The sequence below is a fragment of the Pseudoalteromonas sp. CO109Y genome (assembly GCF_004208935.1).
In the GTDB taxonomy this organism is placed as follows: Bacteria; Pseudomonadota; Gammaproteobacteria; order Enterobacterales; family Alteromonadaceae; genus Pseudoalteromonas; species Pseudoalteromonas shioyasakiensis.
Map to the genome: position 1 here is coordinate 233,716 of NZ_SGPD01000030.1, position 25,326 is coordinate 259,041.

Annotated in this window: 19 protein-coding genes; 14 read left to right on the forward strand and 5 right to left on the reverse strand. The window is 40.9% G+C overall.

What is annotated here, in order from left to right; genetic code table 11:
• Positions 1-18: 18 nt before the first annotated feature.
• Positions 19-474: a carboxymuconolactone decarboxylase family protein gene (locus EXT43_RS12970; protein ID WP_062564521.1), complete on the forward strand. Its 456-nt coding sequence runs from the start codon at positions 19-21 to the stop codon at positions 472-474.
• Positions 475-483: 9 nt separating this feature from the next.
• Entirely contained in the window at positions 484-618 is a 135-nt protein-coding gene (locus tag EXT43_RS20915) for a hypothetical protein (protein ID WP_276319708.1), read from the forward strand.
• Positions 619-735: 117 nt separating this feature from the next.
• Here EXT43_RS20915 and EXT43_RS12980 read toward each other — a convergent pair whose 3' ends face one another.
• Positions 736-978 carry a hypothetical protein gene (locus tag EXT43_RS12980; RefSeq protein ID WP_054561654.1) on the reverse strand — a complete coding sequence of 81 codons (243 nt, stop codon included), beginning with the start codon at positions 976-978 and terminating at the stop codon, positions 736-738.
• A gap of 239 nt (positions 979-1,217) precedes the next feature.
• Between EXT43_RS12980 and EXT43_RS12985 the strand changes: the two genes are divergently transcribed.
• Positions 1,218-1,766 (forward strand): TIGR00645 family protein, encoded by a 549-nt coding sequence (locus EXT43_RS12985; protein WP_062564520.1) that lies wholly within the window; start codon positions 1,218-1,220, stop codon positions 1,764-1,766.
• Between the two features lie 62 nt (positions 1,767-1,828).
• On the opposite strand, the gene EXT43_RS12990 is transcribed toward EXT43_RS12985, so the two are convergent.
• Positions 1,829-3,454, reverse strand: a complete 1,626-nt coding sequence (locus EXT43_RS12990; RefSeq protein ID WP_062564519.1) for an alpha-glucosidase family protein — start codon at positions 3,452-3,454, stop codon at positions 1,829-1,831.
• A 683-nt stretch (positions 3,455-4,137) separates the two neighbouring features.
• On the opposite strand from EXT43_RS12990, the gene EXT43_RS12995 reads away from it, so the two are divergent.
• The 9 genes from EXT43_RS12995 (at position 4,138) to EXT43_RS13035 (ending at position 18,247) form a co-directional block, all read left to right on the forward strand.
• Positions 4,138-6,927: a TonB-dependent receptor gene (locus EXT43_RS12995; RefSeq protein ID WP_130167156.1), complete on the forward strand. Its 2,790-nt coding sequence runs from the start codon at positions 4,138-4,140 to the stop codon at positions 6,925-6,927.
• A 105-nt stretch (positions 6,928-7,032) separates the two neighbouring features.
• On the forward strand, positions 7,033-8,529 hold the full coding sequence (locus EXT43_RS13000) for a tryptophan halogenase family protein (RefSeq protein ID WP_130167157.1): 1,497 nt from the start codon (positions 7,033-7,035) through the stop codon (positions 8,527-8,529).
• Positions 8,530-8,531: 2 nt separating this feature from the next.
• A complete protein-coding gene (locus EXT43_RS13005; protein WP_062564517.1) occupies positions 8,532-10,382 on the forward strand; it encodes a glycoside hydrolase family 13 protein in 1,851 nt (616 codons plus the stop codon).
• A 91-nt stretch (positions 10,383-10,473) separates the two neighbouring features.
• On the forward strand, positions 10,474-12,351 hold the full coding sequence (locus tag EXT43_RS13010) for an alpha-amylase family glycosyl hydrolase (RefSeq protein ID WP_062564516.1): 1,878 nt from the start codon (positions 10,474-10,476) through the stop codon (positions 12,349-12,351).
• Positions 12,344-13,828: an MFS transporter gene (locus tag EXT43_RS13015; RefSeq protein ID WP_055020845.1), complete on the forward strand. Its 1,485-nt coding sequence runs from the start codon at positions 12,344-12,346 to the stop codon at positions 13,826-13,828. Before EXT43_RS13010 ends, EXT43_RS13015 begins: the two co-directional genes overlap by 8 nt.
• 12 nt (positions 13,829-13,840) lie before the next feature.
• Positions 13,841-16,240 (forward strand): glucan 1,4-alpha-glucosidase, encoded by a 2,400-nt coding sequence (locus EXT43_RS13020; protein WP_062564515.1) that lies wholly within the window; start codon positions 13,841-13,843, stop codon positions 16,238-16,240.
• Positions 16,241-16,365: 125 nt separating this feature from the next.
• The gene (locus EXT43_RS13025) at positions 16,366-17,193 is read left to right on the forward strand and encodes a sialate O-acetylesterase (protein ID WP_130167158.1); all 828 of its coding nucleotides are present in this window, start codon (positions 16,366-16,368) and stop codon (positions 17,191-17,193) included.
• A 198-nt stretch (positions 17,194-17,391) separates the two neighbouring features.
• A complete protein-coding gene (locus tag EXT43_RS13030) occupies positions 17,392-17,796 on the forward strand; it encodes a hypothetical protein (protein WP_062564513.1) in 405 nt (134 codons plus the stop codon).
• Positions 17,797-17,818: 22 nt separating this feature from the next.
• A complete protein-coding gene (locus EXT43_RS13035; RefSeq protein ID WP_331498172.1) occupies positions 17,819-18,247 on the forward strand; it encodes a hypothetical protein in 429 nt (142 codons plus the stop codon).
• A gap of 8 nt (positions 18,248-18,255) precedes the next feature.
• Here EXT43_RS13035 and EXT43_RS13040 read toward each other — a convergent pair whose 3' ends face one another.
• The 3 genes from EXT43_RS13040 to EXT43_RS13050 form a co-directional block, all read right to left on the reverse strand.
• Positions 18,256-18,975 carry a hypothetical protein gene (locus EXT43_RS13040; RefSeq protein WP_062564512.1) on the reverse strand — a complete coding sequence of 240 codons (720 nt, stop codon included), beginning with the start codon at positions 18,973-18,975 and terminating at the stop codon, positions 18,256-18,258.
• A 182-nt stretch (positions 18,976-19,157) separates the two neighbouring features.
• Entirely contained in the window at positions 19,158-21,344 is a 2,187-nt protein-coding gene (locus EXT43_RS13045; RefSeq protein ID WP_062564511.1) for an OsmC domain/YcaO domain-containing protein, read from the reverse strand.
• A 192-nt stretch (positions 21,345-21,536) separates the two neighbouring features.
• A complete protein-coding gene (locus tag EXT43_RS13050; protein ID WP_055198756.1) occupies positions 21,537-22,556 on the reverse strand; it encodes a LacI family DNA-binding transcriptional regulator in 1,020 nt (339 codons plus the stop codon).
• Between the two features lie 415 nt (positions 22,557-22,971).
• Here EXT43_RS13050 and glk point away from each other — a divergent pair, with 415 nt between their 5' ends.
• Together glk and EXT43_RS13060 are read left to right on the forward strand one after the other, a co-directional pair.
• The gene (gene glk, locus EXT43_RS13055) at positions 22,972-23,970 is read left to right on the forward strand and encodes a glucokinase (RefSeq protein WP_062564510.1); all 999 of its coding nucleotides are present in this window, start codon (positions 22,972-22,974) and stop codon (positions 23,968-23,970) included.
• Positions 23,971-23,992: 22 nt separating this feature from the next.
• On the forward strand, positions 23,993-25,006 hold the full coding sequence (locus tag EXT43_RS13060; RefSeq protein WP_054561637.1) for a LacI family DNA-binding transcriptional regulator: 1,014 nt from the start codon (positions 23,993-23,995) through the stop codon (positions 25,004-25,006).
• Positions 25,007-25,326 lie beyond the last annotated feature (320 nt).

A 25,326-nucleotide genomic window follows, 5' to 3' on the forward strand; every position in this document is an offset into this window, starting at 1 on the left:
CAAGACAGGAGATTCAAAATGCAAACACGTTTATCACAACAGCAGGTTTATTCACTCAACCCAGGACTTGTTAAACATTTAACTGGGCTCAGCGGACTGCCAGAAGATACAAACATAACCGCGAAGCTCGCTGATTTAGTAAGACTAAGAGTGTCGCAAATTAATGGCTGTGGGTTTTGTCAGCATATGCACTCAGCAGAGCTGAGAAGCCAAGGTGAGTGTCAACAGCGACTCGATGTACTAGCAGCGTGGCGTGAAGTCCCTGTGTTCTCAGAACAAGAAACTGCAGCACTCGCTTGGGCGGAAGCCTTAACAAATATCATTGATAAACATGTTGAAGACGATGTTTACAACCAAGTGTCTGCTATTTTTAACGAAAAAGACATCGTGGTATTAACGACGGTAGTACTTGAGATAAACAGCTGGAACCGCATAGTTAAAGCGTTTCACTTTATCCCTGATTTAACAGAATAAGGAATGGTTATGAAATTTACACTCGTATCTAAAGTTAATGCGTTGGTGAATATCTTATCAGCATGCGCCTTTTTCTTTGGTAGTGCCTTATTTTTACCAGCATTTATAAAGTACGCCACAGTGGGGTGGTGTTATTCATGGTAGGCTCGTTATTATTTTTATTAAGTGCATTAGCTGATTATTGCAGTCATTAAAAACAAAAAACCGGAGCGCACATCATTGTGTCATTCCGGTTTTTCTATATTCTAAGCAGGCGTAAAATTAGATTTGTACGTCTTTTACTTTTTTATAGCCTTCAGCTTCAAGCTCATCGTTTAAACATTTTAATACGTATGGCTTTAATTCTTCGTTGCTGATGTCATCATCTTTCGCCCAGTTTAAACACATTTCAGTGTATTCTTTGATCATTTCAGCTGATGCTTCAGGTGCTTCGTTAGCGATTGCATTCGTTGCTGACACGCTTAAAACAGGTGCCAAAATTAGTGCTAGCAATGCTTTTTTCATTTAATTATTCCTAATCAACAAAAGTACTTATTACCGGCTCAATTGCACAGTAATGGTGCGCAATGTGAATGTCACTTTGCTTGAGTGAATTTATAAACTAAATTTCAAAAAAAGATAACGAAATATTTTTATCGTAAAGATAAGCAAAAAATAACCACTCTTTTTGCCTCTAATACTGGTAATCGTAAGGTCAAAACACGTATTATCGCGCTAATTTTAAAAGAAAAGTGAACTAAGTTATGTCTGAACAAGGGACTCATTCAAAAATAAAGAAAGTACCAACTAAACTAGAACAAGTTGTAGAGAGTTTTATTTTTCGCTCGCGTTGGTTATTAGCGCCATTCTTTATTGGCTTATTAGTCGCTGTGGTATTACTGCTGCTAAAGTTCTTTAAATATTTATACAGCATGGCCTTAAATACGTTCACTGCGTCAAACCAAGAGCTTTTGGTAGGTATTTTGACTTTAGTTGACACTGCGCTACTAGCAGGGCTTTTGCTTATCATCATTTTCAGTGGCTACGAAAATTTTGTGTCAAAGTTAAATATAGACAACCATGAAGACAGACCTGTGTGGATGGGTAAAGTTGGTTTCTCGGGTCTGAAGATGAAACTGATAAGCGCTATTGTCGCTATATCGGCTGTGGAGCTTTTAAAAGTCTTTATTAGCTCGAACAACCATTCAACAGATGAGCTACTCTGGAAGGTGTTAATACATGTCACGTTTGTGGTGTCGGGGGTGTTGTTTGCGCTCACAGATTACATTAATAGTAAAACCATGAACCACTAACACCACGATTAGGAATAAAAAAGCCCTGCAATTGCAGGGCTTGGTTTTTTAACAACTGATTATTAATTCAGGGTTGCGTAAAAGCAACCGAACCCGGGCAGAGTGACTGTATTATTGTTTAATTCAGCTGTGTGATGAGATATCTCAGTATGCTGCGAAGACACAGTATCAGAGATTGTCAGTTCACTACTTTGTGCGCCTAAGTTGAATGCACAAAGCATTTTAGTGTCGTTAAGCGTTCTATAAAAAGCAAGCACTGGCTCTTGCGTTTCGATAAATTCAATATCGCCTTCTAACAATACGTTCTTATCTTTACGCCATGCCATAAATTCACGATAAGCATTCAAAATTGAATCTTTATCATGATCTTGCGTATTTACGGCGACTGATTTGTGCGCATCGCCCACAGGTAGCCAAGGTTTTACTGTTGAGAAACCTGCTTGCTCAGCATCTGCTGCATCCCATGGCATTGGTGTACGACAACCGTCACGGCCTTTAAAGTTTGGCCAGAATGTAATGCCATATGGGTCTTGTAAGTCTTCAAATGCGACTTCTGCCTCACCTAAACCAAGCTCTTCACCTTGGTACATACATACACTACCACGTAATGAAGCAAGTAGGGCTGTTAGCATCTTACATTGCTGAGGCTCAATTTTTTCACCTTGACTCCAGCGGCTAGCAACACGTTCTACGTCGTGGTTGCTAAATGCCCAACATGGCCAACCTTCAGTCATGCGCTGCTCTAAAGTGCTTACTGTGGTACGAATATATTCCGCGCTATAGTCGTTAGTCAGTAGCTCAAAGCTATAACCCATATGAAGTTTGTCACCACCTGATGTGTACTCTGCCATGGTTGCCAGTGAATCTTCAGATGAGATTTCGCCTAATGCAACTGTACCAGGATACTTGTTTAGTAGGGCACGAATGTCCTGCATAAAACTAAGGTTCTCAGGTTGCGTATTATTGTAGTAGTGATACTGGAACGCATAAGGGTTGTCTTCGCTAAAGCCACGGCCTTGACGTTTCTCTGGTGGCTTAGCTGGATTATCACGTAATTGAGCATCGTGATAGCAAAAGTTAATTGCATCTAAACGGAAACCATCAACGCCTTTCTTCAGCCAAAACTCAACATTATCTAATACTGCTTTGCGCACTTCAGGGTTATGGAAGTTTAAATCTGGCTGCTCAGCAAAGAAATTGTGTAAGTAATATTGACCACGGCGTGGTTCCCATTGCCACGCAGGGCCACCAAAAATTGATAACCAGTTATTTGGTTGTGTGCCGTCCGGTTTAGCATCTGCCCACACGTACCAATCTGATTTGTCGTTGGTTTTATCTTCACGGCTATCAAGGAACCATTGATGTTGATCTGAGGTATGGCTCAATACCTGATCAATAATGATCTTAATATCACGTTGATGAGCTTGTGCAATGAGTTCATCAAAATCGTCAAGGTTACCAAATAATGGGTCGATATCACGATAGTCACTGATGTCATAACCAAAGTCTTTCATTGGTGATTTAAAGAAAGGCGAAACCCAAATAGCATCAACACCTAGGCTTTTAATATAATCAATACGATCAATGATACCTTTGATATCACCAATGCCATCGCCATTGGTGTCTTGGAAACTGCGCGGGTAAACTTGATAAATAACCGCACCTTTATACCACTGCTTTTGAGCCATGTTTTTCTCCATCGTGACACTCAGTGTATGTAAACTGTTAGGCAACCGTTAATGCAATATGTTGCCGGAATGTCAAAAGCATACGTGAAGGGTGAGATACTGTAAAAACTCTGCATACGTATGCACGCCAAATTCATCTTTGTTCTCAGTAAAATTTATTAACTTGATTTAAAAGTAAACAACTCGAATTTCTATCAATAAAATTTACCAATTAGGTTTGTTGGGTTTTAATTATGATCGCGAACGCCAGCTTGGTGCATAATATAGCTGGCTTACACCATAATGGTGCGGGGGTTGTATTGGTAAGACCAATTATCATTGGTATAGACGAGTACCTTTAATAATTGCGTTAAGTCACCATCTAACCGAGATAAATGGCTTAGTACCTATTTTTGTAACCAAATTTGGGTCGAAAATATAGCGAAAATGTTTCAATACTATTAAATCACACAATAAAATTGATAAATCATTTATATTCAAATGGTTACAATTCTATTTTGTAAAAATGTTGTTAATGTTCGTGGTGGTGGACTACGCTGAATACGTATGCATAAATTTGTTAAGAAAATAATCAGAGCGTTAATATTCAATTCGACAACAAAATCAGTCAGCGAATTACAGCTATTATGTTAATGAATAACTGCAACACGTTGGCATTACAATTTGGGTAATGGGAAAACATCATGTCTATGTTCAAACCAAGTATATTAACTCTGGCTTTAACAGCCGCAGGTTTAAATAGCTTTGTAGCGTATGCTGCAGAAGAAGACCAAAAAGCAAAAAACGATAACGTTGAAGTTATCGAAGTAAAAGGTTTTCGTGGCAGTGTTGTAGAATCTATTAATACTAAACGCTTCACTCCTGAAGTTGTTGAGTCAATCTCAGCAGAAGATATCGGTAAATTACCTGATTCATCAATCGCAGAATCAATCGCACGCCTTCCTGGTTTAACAGCACAACGTCTAGACGGTCGAGCTAGCCGTGTAAGTGTTCGTGGTTTCAGTGAAAACGAAAGTGCAACAACATTCAACGGTCGTGAGCAAGTTTCAATCGGCGACAACCGTGGCGTTGAATTTGACCTTTACCCATCAGAAATTATGAGTGGCGTAACGGTATATAAAACTCCAAGCGCAGGCATTGATGCTGAAGGTATCGCTGGCGTTATCGACATGCAAACTGTTAAACCTTTAAGTAAAGGTGAGCAAGTTATCATGTTCAACGGCCAATACGAGCAAACGGGTTTTGACAAATTAAACCCAGACGGTGACGATAAAGGTTTCCGTGGTACGGTTTCTTACATTGACCAATTTGCAGATGACACAATCGGTGTTGCATTTGCTTACAACACGATGAGCTCTCCAAACCAAGAAAAACGTTGGAACTCTTGGGGTTACCCTGAATTTACAGGTGAAGATGGTAATACGTACTCAATTTTAGGTGGTGCTAAGCCATTCGTACGTTCATCGACTCTTGAACGTGATACAGCAATGCTTGTTATTGAAGCTGCGCCGACTGATCGCCTAAACATGACATTTGATGCTTTATATGTAGATTTCTCTGATGAGAAAATCTTACGTGGTATCGAAGTGCCATTTGCATGGGGCCAAGGTTCAATTGACCCAAGTTCAGCTGTTGTTGACGCAGATTCTGGTTTCATCACAAGCGCAGTAACAGAAGGCCAACGTGTTGTTGTTCGTAATGACTACGAAGAGCGTAACGCAGAACTAACTCAGTTTGGTTTTAATGCAAAATACGACATCAGCGATGATTGGTCAGTAGAATTTGACGTAAGCCGCTCTGAAGTTGAGCGTCAAATCTGGAGTATCGAAAGCTACTCAGGTACAGGTCGTGGTGATGCAAATGGTGTTGCTGATACGATTGGTTATGAGTTTGACGGTGGTAACACTGGCGCACAATTCAGCCATAACCTTGATTACAGCGATTATGACTTAATTCAACTTGGTGGCCCATTATCTTGGGGTGCAAGTGCTGCACTTAACGATAAGTACGGTCTAACTGATACTGCTTATCAAAATACTGCGCAAGATGGTTTCATCAATGCGCCAGAAATCAATGATGAACTAAGCACATTGAAACTTGCTGCAAGCAAAGTACTTGATAACGCTTACATCAGCCGTGTGTCATTCGGTATGTCATACCGTGACCGTGAAAAGAGCAAGTTGTCTGAAGGTTACTTCATGACACTAAAAGACTTCTCTTTATCAAACCCGGGTATGCTATCTATCCCAGAACAATACCGTTTAGGGTCAGCTAGCCTTGATTTCATTGGTATGGGCAACATGGTTGCTTATGATACCAACGGTCTGGTGAATGATGGTTACTATAGCCTTCTTCAAGAAAGCTTAACTGATTCAAAACACAAGACACAGTCTTGGACAGTTCAAGAGGAAGTAACAGCGTTCTTCGCACAAGCTGACATTAATGCAGAGCTGGGCTCTATCCCTGTAACAGGTAACGTTGGTGTGCGTTATGTGAAAACTGAACAGTCTTCACAAGGCTTTGCTGCTAATACTGTGGATGGTTTAGTTGTTGTATCACCAACAGATGTAAGCCATGACTACAGCCACTTCTTGCCAAGCATCAACTTATCATTTGCAATTGATGAAGAGCAAACTGTACGTTTTGGTGCGGCAAAAACGATTTCTCGTGCTCGCTTAGACGAAATGAACTCATCAGTTAACGCTTCTTACAATCAGCAACCAGATGAAAACGGTAACTACTGGAGCGTATCAGGTGGTAACCCAGAGCTTGAGCCAAAAGAAGCAACTGGTTTTGATTTAAGCTATGAAAACTACTTCCATGAAGAAGGTTACTTCGCTGCAGCTGTATTCTATAAAGATATCACTCAGTGGATTTTCGACGGTACTTATGAAATCGACATGAGCGGTGTAGCTGACCCGTCTACTGGTGAAATCCCTGAAACTTCAACAGGTACAGGCTCTGGTAAAGTAAACGGTGGTTCTGGTGACCTATGGGGTTACGAGCTTTCATTAACACTACCATTCACTATGTTCAGCGAATCACTTGATGGTTTTGGTTTAATCGCAAGCCATACAGGTGTTGAGCAAGACTTAACTGACCAACATGGCAACGATTATGAGCTACCTGGTCTATCTGACCAAATTGATAGCCTAACAGTTTACTTTGAGCGTAACGGTTTCCAAGCGCGTACTAGCATGCGTAAGCGTAGCGACTTTAAAGGTGACGTATACGGTTTAGGTTTTGCGACTACACAAGTTGACATTAAAGGCGAAACAATTTGGGATGCTCAAATTGGTTATGACTTTAGCGAAGGCGGTGTAGAGAGCCTTGACGGTTTATCTGTAACATTCCAAGTACAGAACATCACTGAAGAGCCGTTCACATCACTACAAGGTGATAACTCACTTCAAGTACGTGACTACCAAGACTACGGTCGTACATTCCTGTTAGGCTTCAGCTACAAGCTGTAATTAGCTAAAACAGCGATGGAAAATTGCCCTTGTGATTTGTTTTACAAGGGCTTTTTTATATCAGTGAGCTACACTCAATGAATTGAAATTGGCGTTAGGTGTACTATGGAAACAAAAAAAATAACCAAGGTCGTGATTGCCGGTGGTGGTACTGCTGGTTGGATAACCGCTGCATTACTTAATAAAGTGCTGGGCAAAGTAATTGATATCACGCTGATAGAGTCAGCAGAGATCGGCACTGTTGGTGTAGGCGAAGCAAGCATCCCACCTATTTTGCATCTAAATGGTGCGCTAGGCATTTCTGAAAAAGAATTTATTAAGGCTACTGGTGCCACGATTAAGCTCGGTATTGAGTTTGAAAATTGGCGCAGCAAAGGCCACAGCTACATGCATGCCTTTGGTGAGATAGGTAAAGATTTTCCGTTTTGTGAGTTTTATCATTTTTGGCTAAAAGCAAATCAAGCTAATAATGCGCCTGATTTTTGGGATTTTTCACTTAATTATCAAGCTGCAAAAGCTCATAAATTTGCTCACCTCAAGCACATTCCTAACACTCAGTTGGCGGGCTTACATTATGCCTACCATTTTGATGCCACTCGATATGGCGAATTCTTAAAGGAATTAGCGCAATCACGGGGCGTAAAACGCATTGAAGGCAAAATTGAATCGGTTAACCAATGCCATGAAAGCGGGTATATTCGCTCTTTGCTACTTAAAAGTGGCGAGCAAATAGACGGCGACTTATTTATTGATTGCACCGGTTTACGTGCTTTATTGATAGAACAAACTCTTAATACCGGCTTTGAAGATTGGTCACATTGGTTACCATGTGATAGTGCGATTGCGGTGCAAAGTGAATCAGCTTCTGATGCAATTCCTTATACACGTTCAATTGCAAGAGACTCGGGTTGGCAGTGGCAAATTCCTTTACAGCATCGTGTAGGCAACGGCCTTGTGTATTCTTCACGTTTCTTATCAGATGAAGCGGCAAAGCAACAGCTCTTAGAAAACCTACCTGCTAAACCACTGACAGAGCCCCGCGTTATTAAGTTTAAAACAGGTCGTCGCTTAAAACAGTGGCATAAAAATGTAGTATCAGTTGGCTTATCAAGCGGGTTTTTAGAGCCATTAGAATCGACCAGTATTCATTTAATTCAAAGTGCAGCCATTCGTTTAATTAAGTTTTTTCCTCATCAAGGTATTAAACAAGGCCTTGTGGATGAATTTAATCAACAAAGTAAAACAGAATTTGAGCGAATTCGTGACTTTATTATTCTTCATTACAAAATTACAGAGCGTGATGACAGTGCGTTTTGGCGTTTTTGTAAAGGCATGGATATTCCAAGCAGTCTTAAAAAGAAAATTGAGCTATTTAAAACCAGCGGAAAGCTCGTAAGAGAAGACGATGAGCTATTTGCCGAAGTTGCGTGGCAGCAAGTGATGATAGGCCAAGGGCTAATTGCAGAGGATCACCATCCATTAACTGATGCGTTATCAGATAAGCAATTAAATGAGTTATTTAGCAATTTAAAAACCTTGATTAACAGCACTGTCGAGCAGCTGCCGAGCCACAGTCAATTCTTAGAAAAAGTACAAAATTAATTATGAGAAAAACACAATCATTTTTAGCGCTAACGACTGCATTTACACTTTTTAACTCAACAGCAAGTTTTGCTATTACTGTGTCACCAGAAAACTGGTGGGTAGGGATGCAAAATGACTCATTACAAGTCATGCTTTACGATAACAATATTGCTAACAAAACGTGGCAAATGATGCCCTATAAAGGTGTTGAGTTTAAAGGGGTGACAACAACGAATAACCCTAATTACGCGTTTTTAGATTTAACCATTAGCGATAATGCAAAGGCGGGTACACTGACTTTTAAAGCTAAAGATGGCACAGAATTTACTTACCCATTAAATACCCGTGATAAGCAAAGTGCCAATCGTCATGGCTTTACAAATAAAGACACACTTTATTTAATCAATCCTGATCGCTTTGTAAATGGTGACCCAAACAATGACACCGTTGCTGGTATGAAGGAGGCTGTAAACCCAAGTTTTAAAGGAGGTCGACATGGTGGTGATATTCAAGGTGTTATTAATAGCCTAGATTATCTTGAGGACCTCGGTGTGACTCAACTTTGGTTAACACCAGTGCTTGAAAATGACATGCCAAGTTATTCTTATCATGGTTATGCTATTACTGACTTTTACAAAGTTGATCCGCGTATGGGCAGTAATTCGCTTTATAAAACCTTATCTGCAGAAGCGAAAGAGCATGGTATCGGCTTAGTGATGGACATGGTACTTAATCACTTTGGTTCATCACATCAGTGGATGGCTGATATGCCTACTGCTGATTGGGTTAACTTTGATGGGAAGTTTGAAAACGGTAAAAATGCAACCAGTCACGCCAGACAAACAATCCAAGACCCTCACGCAAGCCAATACGACAAACGTCAATTTAACGATGGTTGGTTTGTTGAGTCTATGCCTGATTTAAATCAGCGCCAGCCGTTACTATCAACGTATTTGATTCAAAATGCCATTTGGTGGATTGAATACGCCAACTTAAGCGGCATTCGTGTTGATACCTATTCATACTCAGATAAAGCATTTTTAGCCGATTGGACTAAAGCGATTATGACCGAGTATCCAAACTTTAATATTGTTGGTGAAGAGTGGACAACTAACCCTGCAATTGCATCTTATTGGCAGCGCGGCAAAGTCAATCAAGATGGTTATACCTCTGAGTTACCAAGTGTGATGGACTTTTCATTACAAGAGGCGTTGATCCAAGCACTTAACGAAGAGGAAAGCTGGAATACAGGTTGGGTAAAAGTATATCAATCGCTGGCGAATGACTTTTTGTATGCTGATACAGATAACATTTTGGTGTTTGCTGATAACCATGACATGAGCCGTGTTTACACTGAGCTGGGTCAAGACCTCGCAAAAACTAAATTAGCCATGACGCTGCTGTTAACAACTCGCGGTATTCCACAAATTTATTACGGCACTGAGCTGCTGCTCGATAACACGCCAAGCAATGACCACGGTGATATTCGCATTGACTTTCCAGGTGGGTTTAAAGGTCAAAAAGCGAATGCCTTCACAGGTAAGGGGCTTTCAGCTGATCAGCAAGAGATGTTAGCTAGCATGAAAAAACTGCTTAAGCTTCGTCAAGAAAAACCAGCGTTAAGCGAAGGTCGTTTAATGCATTTTTCACCCAAGCAAGGCGTTTACAGCTATGTGAGGGAGCACAATGGCCAAACTGTATTGGTTGTTCTTAACAAAAACCAACAAGCCATTGATTGGGATTTAAGCTACATGCAAGAAGTGCTGAAAGGCAAAAATAAAGGGCGTGATTTAATCAGCGAAAAACGCGTTGATCTTGCGGCGCCAATCCGCTTAAAAGCTATGCAAGCACGCTTAATCGAGCTTGAATAATTGCAACTAATAGGCTGAATACGTATGCATTTACTGTCCGTATGCAGCCCTTAACATTAGTATGAACTGATATTTACAGAAAAATGAAGTAATGATGACAACATACAAACTAACTGCGTTAGTAGTGGCTTCGGTTTTAGGTTTAACTGCCTGTGGTAACGATGCGCCAGTACAGCAGAACACGCAACAGCAGCAATCAGAATCTAGCCAAGCAGCTATCTCTAAGCCTGTGGTTTACCAAGTATTCACTCGATTATTTGGTAACACTAACACCACCAATAAACCGTGGGGCACATTAGAAGAAAATGGGGTAGGTAAATTCGCTGATTTTAATGATGCAGCATTACAAGGCATTAAAGAGCTAGGAACAACGCATGTTTGGTACACTGGTGTACCGCGTCATGCTTTAGTAACTGACTATACCGAATACGGTTTGTCACAAGATGACCCTGATGTTGTAAAAGGCCGTGCAGGCTCACCTTATGCGGTGAAAGATTACTACGATGTTAACCCTGATTTAGCAATTAACCCTGAGCGCCGCTTAGAAGAGTTTGTGGAGCTAATTAATCGTACTCATAAGCACGGTATGAAAGTTGTTATTGATATTGTGCCAAATCACGTAGCGCGTAATTACCAGTCAGTCGCCAAGCCTGAAGGCGTAAAGGATTTTGGTGCTGAAGATGACACGACGAAAACCTATGCTCGCGATAATAACTTTTACTATGTAACAGGGCAGTCATTTCAAGTTCCTACCAGCGATAGCTACCAAGTGTTAGGTGGTAACCCGCATCCTCTTGCTGATAATCAGTTTGCGGAAACCCCAGCAAAATGGACGGGTAATGGGGCCCGTGCCGCTAAACCTGACATTAATGATTGGTACGAAACAGTTAAAATCAATTACGGTGTGAAACCAGACGGCAGCTACGACTTCCCAACACTACCGGATGATTACGCTGATAAAGATTACCGTGCGCACTACGCATTTTGGCAGGATAAAGACTTACCAAATAGCTGGTATAAATTTCGCGATATTGCGCTTTATTGGTTAGATAAAGGTGTCGATGGCTTCCGTTATGATATGGCCGAGATGGTGCCTGTTGAGTTTTGGAGCTTTTTGAACTCATCAATCAAGATGCAAAAAAGCGATGCCTTTATTCTGGCTGAGGTATATAACCCAACACTTTATCGCCCTTATATCCAGCAAGGTAAGATGGATTACCTTTACGACAAAGTCGGTTTTTACGACACGGTTAAAGCTGTGATGCAAGGCAAGCAATCAGCGGATACTATTTTCGATATCCAAAGCCAAGTGGCGGATATTGAAGAGCATATGCTGCACTTTTTAGAAAACCATGATGAGCAACGTATTGCTAGCCCAGATTTCGCTGGTAGTAGTGAAAAAGGTAAGCCAGCGATGGTGGTATCTACATTGATGTCGCGCTCGCCAACCTTACTTTATTTTGGTCAAGCTGTCGGTGAAGATGGCTCTGAGGACGGTGGTTTTGGTGACCCAACGCGTACAAGTATCTTCGACTACATGGGTGTACCTGCACATCAAGCGTGGATGAACAATGGTAAATTCGATGGTGGTGCGCTTACAAAACAGCAAGCTGATCTTCGCGCTTACTACAGCAAGTTAATGTCATTAAACACACTTCCTGCAATTGTTGGCGGTGACATGCAAGCGGTTGAATTGACTGGCTCAGAGCAAGTAATTGCCTTTACGCGTAAGCTAGGTCAACAGCTGGTGCTTGTAATAAGTAACTTTTCAGAAAATCCACAGAATGTTGAGCTTACTCTTAACCAAGCGTTATTACCTAAACTTAACCACAGTGGTTTAACGTTAACTGATAACCTAGAAAATCATGCCGACATTGTGATTTCTGAGGCAGCATCGAAGGCGCCAATTCAATTACAACTGAACGGCTTAAGCAGTGCAGTATTTACCTTAAAGGCTGACTATGAATAATAACAAACCAACGCTAAGCTTTTGGCAAATATGGAATATGTGTTTTGGATTCCTTGGAATCCAATTTGGCTTTGCATTACAGAACGGTAATGTAAGCCGTATTTTTCAAACCTTAGGTGCCAATGTTGATGATATTCCAATTCTTTGGGTTGCAGCACCATTAACAGGCCTTATTGTTCAGCCGATCATCGGTTATTGGAGTGATAAAACATGGAATAAGTTAGGTCGTCGTCGTCCGTTCTTTTTCTATGGCGCTATTTTAACGACGTTATCGTTATTCATTATGCCTAACTCACCAAGCCTGTGGATTGCGGCGGGTATGTTATGGATCATGGATGCGTCAATTAACGTAACTATGGAGCCATTCCGTGCTCTTGTCAGTGATAACTTACCGAAAAAGCAACGTGCAACTGGTTATGCAATGCAAAGCTTCTTCATTGGTGTTGGTGCGGTTGTCGCGTCTGCATTACCTTGGATGATGACTAACTGGTTCGATATTGCTAATACTGCACCTGCAGGGCAAATTCCAGATTCTGTAAAATTTTCGTTTTACTTTGGCGCAGTAGTATTAATTATTGCTGTGTTTTGGACTGTCTTTACTACTAAAGAATATTCACCAGAAGAACTTGAAAGCTTTCATGAACAAGAGCAAAGCGATGACTCGGGCGATGTTCAAAGTGATGTAAACTTTAACAAAGGCGCTGCAATCTTTACGGTTCTTGGTCTAGTAGTACTTGGTATCGTTACCGGTCTTTCTCTTGAGAAAGAGCTTTATTTACTTGCTGGTGGTTTGATTAGCTTTGGTGTTATTCAATTTATTGCCGGGGCTTTAAAGGCTAAAAACGCAACCAGTGGTGGCTTTTATCAAGTTGTGAATGATGTATTCACTATGCCAGAAACGATGAAACAATTGGCTTGGGTACAATTTTTTAGCTGGTTCTCATTATTTGCAATGTGGATTTACACCACTTCGGCAGTAACTAGCTTTCACTACGGCAGCAGTGATACAAGCTCTCTTGCTTATAATAACGGTGCGGATTGGGTTGGTGTATTATTTGCCGCTTACAATGGTTTTGCTGCCATTGCAGCACTGTGTATTCCAGTTATCGTTAAAAAAGTAGGGCTAAAAATGGCTCACGCAATCAACCTAGTGCTCGGTGCATTGGGTCTGGTCAGCTTCATTATTATCAAAGATCCAAGTTTACTGATCTGGCCAATGATTGGAGTAGGTTTTGCTTGGGCGTCAATTCTATCTTTACCATACGCAATGTTAAGTACCTCAGTACCAAGTAAAAAAATGGGTGTGTACATGGGTATCTTTAACTTCTTTATTGTTATTCCGCAGCTTTTAGCGGCAAGCGTATTAGGCCTAATTTTACGTCACTTTTTTGATAATCAACCGATTTATGCGTTAGTGCTAGGTGCAGTGTCATTCGTACTAGCAGCGGTCGCTGTACTGCGCGTTAAGCAACAATAATAAGGACACACCATGAAAAAATTTAATCTCATTACAGCAAGCTTGTTAGCGTTAGGTTTAACAGCTTGTAGTTCAGAACAATCAGCTAATACAGCAGTTGAGCAGGTGTCTGCACCAGGAGCACCGGGTGTTGAGCCTTTTTGGGCATACTCAGGTAAAACAGGTATTGGTACCTCTTACGAGCAATACCAAGACGGCCACTATAGCGACGCAGCTGCTACCGGCAAAGTATCAAAAGTTTGGTTTTCAATCGCGAAAGGCATGATCACAGAAACCATGTTTGGTTTAATTCACCAAGCACAAATCAAAGATATGCAGTTTGTTGTAGTCGGTAAAGACTTTACCGTTACAGAGAACGATGATCTGGATGTTAGCATTGATTATTTATACAAAGACGACGCGGGTCGCCCATTATCGCTTGCTTACAAAGTCGTTAGTAAAGATAAACAAGGTCGTTTCACTTTAGAAAAGCATATTTTTACAGATCCAAACGGCCAAACATTGTTTGTTCGTAGCGTATTTAATACAGACCTTGAAGGTGTAAAAGCCTACGTTAATGTAAACCCTTACATTGATAACAACGGCTTAGATGATTTTGCAAAAGTGACTGATAAGGGTCTAGTTGCTTGGCAAGATGATAGCTTTTTATCTTTACAAGCCGCTAAACCATTTAAGCAAGCAAGCGTTGGCTTTACGGGTGTAAGTGATGGCTTAAAAGAGTTAAAAACATCGCAATCACTCTCAACGACTTACCAAAATACTGGTGATAAGTCGGGTAATGTAAGCTTACTTGCAGAGCTTGGCGAAGTATCTAAAAACACCACCTTTGATTTAGCTTTAAGCTTTGGTAACTCTGAAGCTGCAAGCTTAAAAGAAGGCCAAGCAAGTTTAAACCAAGGCTACCAAAAAGTACTTGCTGCATATAACGGTGAAGGTGCTGCAATTGGTTGGCAAGACTACTTAGCAAGCCTTGAACCTTTGAGCACATTAACTAACAGCACCGCAGATAATGGTAAGCTGCTTTATACCAGCGCCATGGTGTTGAAAGCGCAAGAAGATAAAACTCATGCCGGTGCTTTAATTGCGTCACTGTCTAACCCTTGGGGTGAAACAGTATCAGCTAAAACAGGGTCTACCGGTTATAAAGCGGTTTGGGTACGTGATTTCTATCAAGTAGCAATGGCATTTATGGCCATGGGTGATACACGTACTGCTAAAACGGCGTTTGAATATCTAGAAAAAGTACAAGTAACAGATAACACGCCAGGCAATGGTGGTGACACGGGTTGGTTCTTACAAAAGACGCATGTTGATGGTGAGCTTGAGTGGGTAGGTGTTCAGCTTGACCAAACAGCAATGCCAATTATGTTAGCGTGGAAACTACATCAAGCTGGCGTACTTAGCGATCAAGAGCTGACAGATTGGTATGGCAAAATGTTAAAACCAGCTGCTGATTTCTTAGTTGATGGTGGTCTTGCGAAAATTCTTTGGAATGACACACAAATTACACCGCCTGCTACGCAACAAGAGCGTTGGGAAGAACAAAATGGTTTTTCACCATCAACAACGGCTGCGGTTGTTGCAGGCCTTGTGACAGCTGCTGATATTGCTAAAAAAGCAGGTGACACTAAAAATGCAGAGCGTTACTTAGCAACGGCTAAAACCTACAATAGTGAAATTGAAAGCACCATGTTTACGACTCAAGGTAACCTTAAGTCTGAAAACAGCGATGGTGAATATTTCATTCGTATTGGTCAAGACAAAGATCCAAACTCATCAACCACACTTAACGCCAATAATGGCCGTGAAGGCTTTGATAAAAAGCAAATCCTTGATGGTGGTTTCTTAGAGCTTGTACGTTATGGTGTTCGTGATGCACTTGCGCCAAGCATTGTAAAAACATTACCAGAATACGATGACGAAACCTTAGTCGATAATCTGCAAGTGCGTTACACCTTTAATTTTGCTGATGGCTCAGGTTCATTCCCTGGTTACCGTCGCTATGGTAACGATGGTTACGGTGAAGATGAAGTGACAGGTAACAACTATGCCGAAGGTGGTAACAACACCCCTGGTCAACGTGGTCGTGTATGGCCGTTTTTCACAGGTGAACGTGGTCACTATGAAATCGCTGCTGCAAACGCAACTAATAGCCTTGATGCGATGAAGCAACAAGTGATTAAAGACACCTATGTAAAAGGTATGGAAGCATTTGCCAATGAAGGCATGATGTTACCTGAACAAGTTTGGGATGGCGTAGGCAACAATAAAGCAGGCTATCAGCTAGGTGAGGGTACAAACTCAGCCACACCACTGGCTTGGACTCACGCTGAATACATTAAGTTACTCCGTTCAGTGAGCGATAAACATGTATGGGACCATTACCCAGTTGTTGAAGACGCATTGAAGTAAAAACGTAATTAACATGCCCAATATTTATTGGGCATGTTGCTTTTGGCAAAAGGAAAAATAATGTTAAAAAACTAGCTTTATGTGCTCTATTAGCAGTAAGTACGCAAAGTAAAGCGGATGATTACTTGCTTTACTTTATGGGTGGCCAATCAAATATGGAAGGATTTGGCTTTAATAAAGATTTACCTGCGCAGTATAAAAAACCAGTTGAAAATACCTTACTCTTTTTTGGTAACCCTGTTGCTGATGATGCATTAAATGGTGGTAAAGGTGTTTGGACTAATTTAATGCCTGGTTTTGGAACAGGCGCAAGATCGACAGATCATTCAATTATTTTATCTGAAAGGTTTGGTCCTGAATTGAGTTTTGGTAAACGCTTATCTGAGCTCACAGATAAGAAAATAGCCATTATTAAATATGCGCGTGGTGGTTCATCTATTGCGCTTGGGGCATCTGGTTTTGGTACATGGGGGCAGAACTATGCTGACAACAGCAAGATCAACCAATGGGATAACTTTCAAACTACCGTAAGAGCTGTGTTAGCTAACAACGATATAGATGGTGATGGTGAAGCTGATACTTTAGTCCCAGCAGGGATCATTTGGATGCAGGGTGAGGCCGATGCCTATCATGAACAAGCATCTAAGGTTTATTTAGCTAATTTAACAAGCCTGATGAATGATATGAAGATGACTTTTGGCAATAAAGAGTTACCAATCATACTTGGCAGAATCGAAGACTCTGGTAAAACACCTCAAACACGCATGATGCCATATATAGAGAGTGTATGGGATGCTCAGAAAAAGTATGTTCAATCAAATGCCAATGCTCATTTAGTCGCCTTTGATGAGCCTGTCGAATTCATTGAAGATAAATGGCACTATAAAAGTAATTACTATATAAAACTAGGTAACCTTTTTGCAGAAAAAGCAGCCGAAACATTAGCTAAGTAAGCTTCTTTTAAATAACTACTTAAATAATTAAACCGCCGAATTAACCTCGGCGGTTTTTTGTTTTGCACTTTTTTACAATTTAATTGTGATTTCCTTATATGGGTACGATAAGATAGCTTATCTTTAGTTTAGTAAACAAAAGCCATTACTATTTGGTGTAATTTGTAGCTGAACAATTAATTCAGGGAAGGTGAAAATATGTTCAAGGCTTTATCTACTTTGTTGAGTGTTGGTTTATTGTGTTCTTGTGCAATAAATACAAACGTGGGTGAGTATGTGCTTGGTGATGTTGAAACTTCAGTCCGGGGTCACAATGTTGAAGTATTTACAGAACGCCAATTAGTGAGCCACAGAGCAACATTTCTTGGCCAGGTTTCGAGCTATTATTGCCAATTAGAAAGTGATATGCATTTACCACAAGCGGGTCCGTTTGATGATATTGATGGATCTAGAAGTCAACTCCAAGATACTCTTAAAAGTAAAGTACAGCAAAGGGGTGGCAATGCGATTGTATATGGACAGTGTTATATCAGTGCACATGCAGATACTGATTGCCAAAAAGCGCTGAGTTGTGAAGGGTTTGCGTACCAAGTTGAGTATTAAGTCGTTACTTAAGGTCTTGAGCGTGGCTAATTATCCTAACGTTATCCTAGGTTTGATGTTACTTTTTCATGTTTCTATTACCAGTAGTGCTGAACTTAAACCTTTCACTACAGATGGTTGCAGCTCTTTTCCTGATGGCACCTTAGAACATAAAAACTTATGGTTGGCTTGCTGTAAAGCTCATGACCTTGCATATTGGCAAGGCGGTACTTTCAAGCAACGTGAGCAAGCTGACGTTGATTTAAAAAAGTGTGTTGCAAAAGTAGGTGAGCAAGAAATTGCGCTATTGATGCTTGCTGGGGTCAGAGTGGGTGGCACACCTTTTTTACCTACCAGCTTTCGCTGGGGTTATGGCTGGCCATACCCCAAGCTTTATGGCGAACTAACAGAGCAAGAGCGTTTACAAGTCGAAAGCCGTTTAGCTGAGCTTAAGACTGAGCAAATTAAATAACCTATCGTTTATCTAACTTCTTTACAGTTTTTTGATGCATCGTTGATAGCAGTTGCTTCAGCGCTTTTGGCAAAACGCGATGACATATATAGCCCTAATTGGTGGTCTGGCATTTTAATGCGTGTAACGCCATCAAAGTGGTGAGGCTCGATATCTTTTGCAATCACACTAGGTAGGGCTGTGATACCAGCTCTGTTCTTAGCTACGAAATCAACGGCTTGTTGCCATGTACTAACTTGATGTTCATGGCTTATCGATTCATTTTTATCAATGCCTAAATATTTAAGCATTAAGGTACGTGCCCCAGTTCCGCGTTTATAGACGATACCATTCAAGTTAGCCTGCCTGCGTAAATTCTCGATACTCAAATCTGAGTCAGCACTTTGGCTTATCAGCTCATATCCAACTTGGTAAATTGTTGCTGAGCGAACCGCAAATAGATCTCTCTGTGGTAATAATAAAAGTGGCATGGCTATATCTACTTCATTGTTTTGCAGCATTTTAATAAGCCGTGCTTGCGGCACAGTGATAACATCATAATCGGTATCTAGGTGATTGATCACACAGCTATAAGCCGATTTTAATTCACCGTAAAAGTGTTTACGTGAGTACTTTAAAGATTCGCCATTTTCGCTCGATACACCAATTGTTATTTTTGCAAAACAAGGGTGAGAGCAAAACAGGACAAGCAGAATAAGAGGGGCAGTAATAAAGCCTTTTAAGTCCATTTAATAAATCGATAGGGTGAAACTTGAGCGAAATTTATCAGTTTAAACAGAACTGGACAAGGTAGGGGGCTTACAGTGCAAATACATAAAAATCTAAGTGTTTTATTGAGGTATTAATTAATTTACCTAATAAACAAAGGGATGGAGCTGTAAGTTGGTTGCTTACAGCTCGATTTACCTGATTATAATCCTGCTTTTTTAGCGCGAGCAGTGTGTAGCTTTTTGTAGCTTTCGATTAAACGAAGGTGCCTGTCTAAGCCCTCAAGTTTCATGCTGGTTTCTGTTAAACCATAGAACATTACATCGCCGTTGATTGAGCCAACGACTGCATCCATCGTTTCTTGACCAAACATACGGGTGAAGCTGTGAATGTAATCTTCAATCTCAAGGTCATCGCTGAGTGCAACTTCTAACGTTGCATGCATTGCTTGGTAGAATAGGCCGCGTTCAACAATGGTATTGTCGTTATACTGTAAGAATGCTTCAACAAGCTCCATTGCTGCTTCTAAATCACCAAGTGCTAAGTAAATAAGTAGCTTCAGCTCTAGAATCGTTAACTGACCCCATACTGTGTTTTCATCAAACTCAATACCGATTAATGTGATGATGTCAATGTAGTTATCTAGTTCACTTTCTTCTAGGCGCTCAACTAAATCAGCAAGTTGATCTTCTGATAAACGATGTAGGTTTAAGATATCTTCGCGGAAATTAAGTGCTTTATTGGTATTGTCCCAAATCAAGTCTTCCACAGGATACACTTCTGAGTAATCAGGCACTAAAATACGACATGCGGTACCAAGATCTGAGAACTCAGCAATGTAAGCTTCTTTACCTAAGCTTTCTAAAATACCGAATAAGCTCGCTGTCTCTTCCTCATTGCTACCAGAGAAATCCCACTCGACAAACTCATAATCGTGCTTAGCGCTGAAGAAGCGCCATGAGATCACGCCCGTTGAATCAATGAAGTGCTCTACAAAGTTTTCCGGTTCAGAAACTGCCATACTATTGAACGTTGGCTTAGGTACATCGTTTAAGCCTTCGAAGCTTCTGCCTTGTAATAACTCAGTTAAGCTGCGCTCTAAAGCAACTTCAAAGCTTGGGTGCGCACCAAAAGAAGCAAATACACCGCCTGTTTTAGGGTTCATGAGTGTTACGCACATCACTGGGAACTGACCACCTAGCGAGGCATCTTTTACTACGACAGGGAAACCTTGTTCTTCAAGACCATTAATACCCGCAACAATACCTGGGTATTTGTTTAAAACGTCCTCTGGTACGTCTGGTAAAACAATTTCTTGCTCAATGATTTGGCGCTTAACTGCACGCTCAAAAATTTCAGATAAACACTGTACTTTTGCTTCGGCAAAGTTGTTACCAGCACTCATACCATTACTTAAGAATAAGTTTTCAATTAGGTTTGACGGGAAGTAAACTGTTTCACCGTCAGACTGGCGAACATAAGGAATAGAGCAAATACCACGTTCTTTATTACCAGAGTTAGTATCGATTAAGTGTGAGCCACATAGCTCACCATCTGGATTATAAATTTCACGGGTATAGTCATCTAATATGCCCTCAGGTAGAGAGTCATCATCAGTCAGAGCAAACCACTTTTCATTTGGGTAATGAACAAACTCGCTATTGGCAATGTCTTCGCCTAAGAACTGATCGTTATAGAAGAAGTTACAGTTTAAGCGCTCAATAAACTCGCCCAAAGCTGAGCATAGCGCGCTTTCTTTGGTTGCACCTTTACCATTGGTAAAACACATAGGTGAGGCTGCATCACGAATATGAAGTGACCATACATTTGGCACAATATTACGCCAAGAAGATATTTCGATTTTCATCCCTAACTCTTCAAGGATGGCCGTCATATTTGCGATGGTTTCTTCAAGGGGTAAGTCTTTTCCTAAAATAAAGGTATTACTGTCATCACCTGGTTTTGCCATCAACATTGCTTGCGCGTCTGCTTCGATGCTTTCAACAGTATCGATTTTAAATTCTGGGCCAGTTTGAATAACACGTTTTACTGTACAACGCTCAACAGAACGTAAAATACCCGTGCGGTCTTTCTCAGAAAGGCTTTCTGGTAACTCAACCTGAATTTGAAAAATTTGGTTATAGCGGTCTTCTGGATCAACGATATTGTTTTGCGCAACACGGATACCATCTGTCGGGATATCGCGTGAATTACAATACACTTTAATAAAGTAAGCCGCACACAATGCAGAAGATGCTAAGAAGTAATCGAATGGACTTGGTGCAGTGCCATCACCCTTATAGCGAATAGGTTGGTCTGCAATGACAGAGAAATCATCAAACTTGGCTTCAAGTCTGAGGTTGTCGAGAAAATTAACTTTAATTTCCATTAAAAAATTCCACCTTTGTGCGCGTTGTTATCTAAGCTTTGTATGCCAGATAAGCGTTTTCAACATAATAGGCGTAATTATCTGCTTTTTCGAAGTAATAGTCTTGGGTAAATCGAAAAAAAACTAATTTTAATGCAATAAGTTTTTGATTGGGTCGGGAGTAGGCGATAACAAGGCTGTTATCGCTAAAAATTAAACACTCGAACCGCGAATAATTAAACGCGGTGGTAAAAGGGTATTCTCTACATCTTCACCACGAATGAGTTTGAGCAGGTTATCGACCAACATTTGCCCGGCGAGGGTGGTGTCTTGCTGAACAGTGGTAAGTGGAGGGTTTACAAAGCTAGCAACAGCAATGTTATCAAAGCCAACAACGTGTACATCATCAGGAACCTTGATTTTCGCTTCTTTCAAGGCACGAATAGCACCAATAGCAATAAGGTCACTGGCGGCAAACAATGAGTTAAAGCGAATGTTATTTGCTATGAGGGAACGAGTCGCGTGATAGCCTGACTCTTCAGTTGAAATCGCATTTGCCATTTTACGTTCGTTTAAAGCCACGCCTTTGGCTAAGAAAGCATCTTTAAAACCTTGGTAGCGAGCAAAAAATTCAGGGCTATGATCAGAAGCATCACCAATAAATGCACAATCGGTTCTACCGGTTGCAAGTAAATGCTCAGCTGCTAATTTACCACCGCCGTAGTTATCGCAGCTGACCGTTAAGTCTGGGCGGTTGTCTACGCTGGCACCCCAGCAGACAAACTTAGTATGTTGGTCTATTAAGGTTTTAAATTTAGGTTGATAATCGAGGTAATCACCATAACCAAGCAGTATTAAGCCATCTGCACGGTGGCTGTCTTCGTAATCGGCTTGCCAATCAGAGCTGCTCGACTGAAACGATACCAGTAAGTCGTAGCCTTCTTTTGCACAAGCTCTTGTAATACTGCCCAGCATCGCCAAAAAGAAAGGGTTTATTTGTGATTCATCCGAAGTGGGATCTTCAAATAATAACAGGGCGAGGGTACTACTTTGTTGAGTTCTTAAATTACTGGCATTTTTATCAACTTTATAGTTGAGCTGTTTTGCTACCTCATGAACACGTCGACGCGTTTCTTCGTTGACCAAAGGGCTATTTCGCAGCGCGCGAGACACGGTTGACTGCGACACACCCGCATAATGTGCAATGTCAAAAGATGTCGCCTTACCTTTCATATGGTTACCAAATAACAGAAGTAGTAATTGCCATTTTCGGCTATTTAATATTTTTTTCAAGCTATTTGTGACAAGTGGCGTGTGTGTGGCTGTTCTGTACACAGCTAGGCATTTTTTATGCGTATATAAATGCTTTTTCGATACTTAATACGCAGGTTTTATCAATAAATACGTATGCATGCACAAATAATGAAAATTTTTATTGATCCCAATCTGACACCGGTGTCATAATATCACTGTTTTATCATTTTGTTGTCAAAACGTATTTGGCTGCCCATTCATTTGGGCAGCATTTTTTTAATACAAAAGATAGCTTCTTTGAGGCAATGACCCAAAGTTTAGCAGACACAGTGGCTTTGCCATTGAAAACTAGAAAAATAAGCGGCAACTAGCTTAGACAAATAGAGAAAACATCATGAACACACAGACAACTACAGAATTCGCTCCTATTCTTGTTGCCGATATCGGCGGCACTAACGCTCGTTTCGCTTTAATCACTGACTTTAATGCACAAACTAACCAGTTTGTTATCGAGCACAATTTAACTTTTCCAAGTGCAGATTTTGGCTCTTTAGAAAGTGCGATTAACCAGTACTTCAGCCAGATTTCGTTTCCTAAGCCAAGCCGCGCATGTTTAGCAGTAGCTGGCCCGATTAAAGCAGGCCAAGTTCACTTAACAAACCTTGGCTGGCACTTTAACGTTGCAGATTTAAAAGCAGAGTTTTCATTTGAGCAACTTGAAGTAATCAACGACTTTGCAGCATTTGCTTATGCGGCGCCTTATTTAGATGATTCGCAAAATATGGCTGTTAAAGCAGGCCAGGCTGATGAAAATGCGAATATCGCAGTTATGGGGCCAGGTACAGGTTTCGGTGCTGCGTGTTTAGTTCGCACATCACAGGGTAGCGCTGTACTTAGCTGCGAAGCAGGGCACATTACCCTTGCGGCAGTGACAGAGTTAGACCGCCAGTTAATCACTGAGCTTAAAAAGCAGTTAAATCATGTATCTGTTGAAACAGTATTCTCGGGCCCAGGTATCGCGCATTTATACCGTGCTATGGCAGCGGTAAAAGGTGTTGAAGCAAAGAATCTAGATGCTGCACAAATTAGCGAGCTTGCAACCACTGGTCAGTGTGAAGTCTGTGATGCAACACTTAATCAATTTTGTGATTGGATTGGCAGCGTAGCAGGGGACTTAGCCCTGACATTTGGCGCATTAGGTGGCGTATTTATTGGTGGTGGTATTTTACCTCGCATGCAACAACGTCTATTATCTAGTCGATTTGTTGAGCGTTTTGCAGACAAAGGCATTATGTCGCAATATACTTCACAGATCCCCGTTACGCTTGTAACACAAGACAACATTCCATTCATTGGTGCTGCTGCGTGTATACATGTTAAAAGTAACGCGTAATTAGCAGTTGGATGTAGAGCGGATGAAGAAAGTAACCATCAACAGTGTCGCCAGCTATGCCGGTGTATCGAAAAAAACAGTGTCTCGCGTGCTCAACAATGAGCCTAACGTGAGTGATGCAACGCGCGAAAAAGTACTCAAAGTATTTAAAGAGCTTGATTACACACCAAACCCAATCGCTCGTGGTTTGGCACAAAACCGTAGTTTTATTATTGGTTGCTTGTACGACAATCCGAGTAAAAGCTATATTACCCGTGTGCAAACCGGTGCTTTAGCGGCGTGTCATGAGCTTAACTACAATTTATTGATCCACCCATGTGAATTACGCGGCGAAGAATTAATTAGTAATATTGAGCAATTAATTCAAACCTCTCGTTTAGACGGCATTGTACTTACCCCACCATTTTCAGATTTCCCTGAACTTGTAAGCTTTTTAAAGTCGAAAAAGATCCCGTATGCTCGCGTCGCATCTGCGGTACTTGAAGACGACTCTATTTCGGTAAGAAGTAACGACGAGCAGGGTGCTTTTGAAATAACAGAGCATCTTATTAAGCTGGGTCATAAAGAAATCGCCTTCATTAAAGGTCACCCTGATCACAGTGCGACAGAGCAGCGTTTTAAAGGTTATCGAAGAGCGCTTGCGTCAAATGGTATTGAGTTTGATGAACGCTTAGTTGAAGAAGGTAACTTCAGTTATCACTCTGGTGTTGATAGTGCCCGTACAATTTTAGATTTAAACCCTCGCCCAACAGCGGTATTTGCTTCAAATGACTACATGGCAGCAGCAGTATTAAAGCTTGCTACACAAATGCAGTTAAGAGTGCCAGATGATATTTCTATTGCTGGGTTTGATAACGCACCAATTGCACGTCATATCTGGCCAGGGTTAACGACCATTGCACAACCGGTTGAAGAAATGACGCAGCAAGCAGTTAAGCAATTGATCACTCATATTGGGGATCCACAAGAGTCGCCTTATCAAGTAACCCTTGAAGCAAAACTCATTACTCGAGAGTCGACAGCAGCAATTAAATAAATTTCATCTTGTTTTTTCACAGTAGCCCGAGAATGAGTGACGCGTTCTCGGGCTTTTTTATTTTCAATCTAAAAATTGCATTTTTATGATCTAAGTTGCTGTTTTTAAATAAAGCTCAGAACAAAACCTTTCTTATGCATACACCTTTGATAGTGGTGCTTTACATGAATTCTACTCATATTCTATTAAAATAAAATTGTTCATTATTTGGTCATTTAAAAAAATTAAACTAAATTTAACAGATAAGGTTGACACCGGTGTCACAGTCATGAGTTAATACAGTGACACCGGTGTCAGGTTGGTTGTGAGAGACAGCCTGT

Coding starts and splice junctions, on each gene's coding strand:
- EXT43_RS12970 (WP_062564521.1), top strand. CDS start 19: ATGCAAACACGTTTATCACAACAGCAGGTTTATTCACTCAACCCAGGA.
- EXT43_RS20915 (WP_276319708.1), top strand. CDS start 484: ATGAAATTTACACTCGTATCTAAAGTTAATGCGTTGGTGAATATCTTA.
- EXT43_RS12980 (WP_054561654.1), bottom strand. CDS start 978: ATGAAAAAAGCATTGCTAGCACTAATTTTGGCACCTGTTTTAAGCGTG.
- EXT43_RS12985 (WP_062564520.1), top strand. CDS start 1,218: ATGTCTGAACAAGGGACTCATTCAAAAATAAAGAAAGTACCAACTAAA.
- EXT43_RS12990 (WP_062564519.1), bottom strand. CDS start 3,454: ATGGCTCAAAAGCAGTGGTATAAAGGTGCGGTTATTTATCAAGTTTAC.
- EXT43_RS12995 (WP_130167156.1), top strand. CDS start 4,138: ATGTCTATGTTCAAACCAAGTATATTAACTCTGGCTTTAACAGCCGCA.
- EXT43_RS13000 (WP_130167157.1), top strand. CDS start 7,033: ATGGAAACAAAAAAAATAACCAAGGTCGTGATTGCCGGTGGTGGTACT.
- EXT43_RS13005 (WP_062564517.1), top strand. CDS start 8,532: ATGAGAAAAACACAATCATTTTTAGCGCTAACGACTGCATTTACACTT.
- EXT43_RS13010 (WP_062564516.1), top strand. CDS start 10,474: ATGATGACAACATACAAACTAACTGCGTTAGTAGTGGCTTCGGTTTTA.
- EXT43_RS13015 (WP_055020845.1), top strand. CDS start 12,344: ATGAATAATAACAAACCAACGCTAAGCTTTTGGCAAATATGGAATATG.
- EXT43_RS13020 (WP_062564515.1), top strand. CDS start 13,841: ATGAAAAAATTTAATCTCATTACAGCAAGCTTGTTAGCGTTAGGTTTA.
- EXT43_RS13030 (WP_062564513.1), top strand. CDS start 17,392: ATGTTCAAGGCTTTATCTACTTTGTTGAGTGTTGGTTTATTGTGTTCT.
- EXT43_RS13040 (WP_062564512.1), bottom strand. CDS start 18,975: ATGGACTTAAAAGGCTTTATTACTGCCCCTCTTATTCTGCTTGTCCTG.
- EXT43_RS13045 (WP_062564511.1), bottom strand. CDS start 21,344: ATGGAAATTAAAGTTAATTTTCTCGACAACCTCAGACTTGAAGCCAAG.
- EXT43_RS13050 (WP_055198756.1), bottom strand. CDS start 22,556: ATGAAAGGTAAGGCGACATCTTTTGACATTGCACATTATGCGGGTGTG.
- glk (WP_062564510.1), top strand. CDS start 22,972: ATGAACACACAGACAACTACAGAATTCGCTCCTATTCTTGTTGCCGAT.
- EXT43_RS13060 (WP_054561637.1), top strand. CDS start 23,993: ATGAAGAAAGTAACCATCAACAGTGTCGCCAGCTATGCCGGTGTATCG.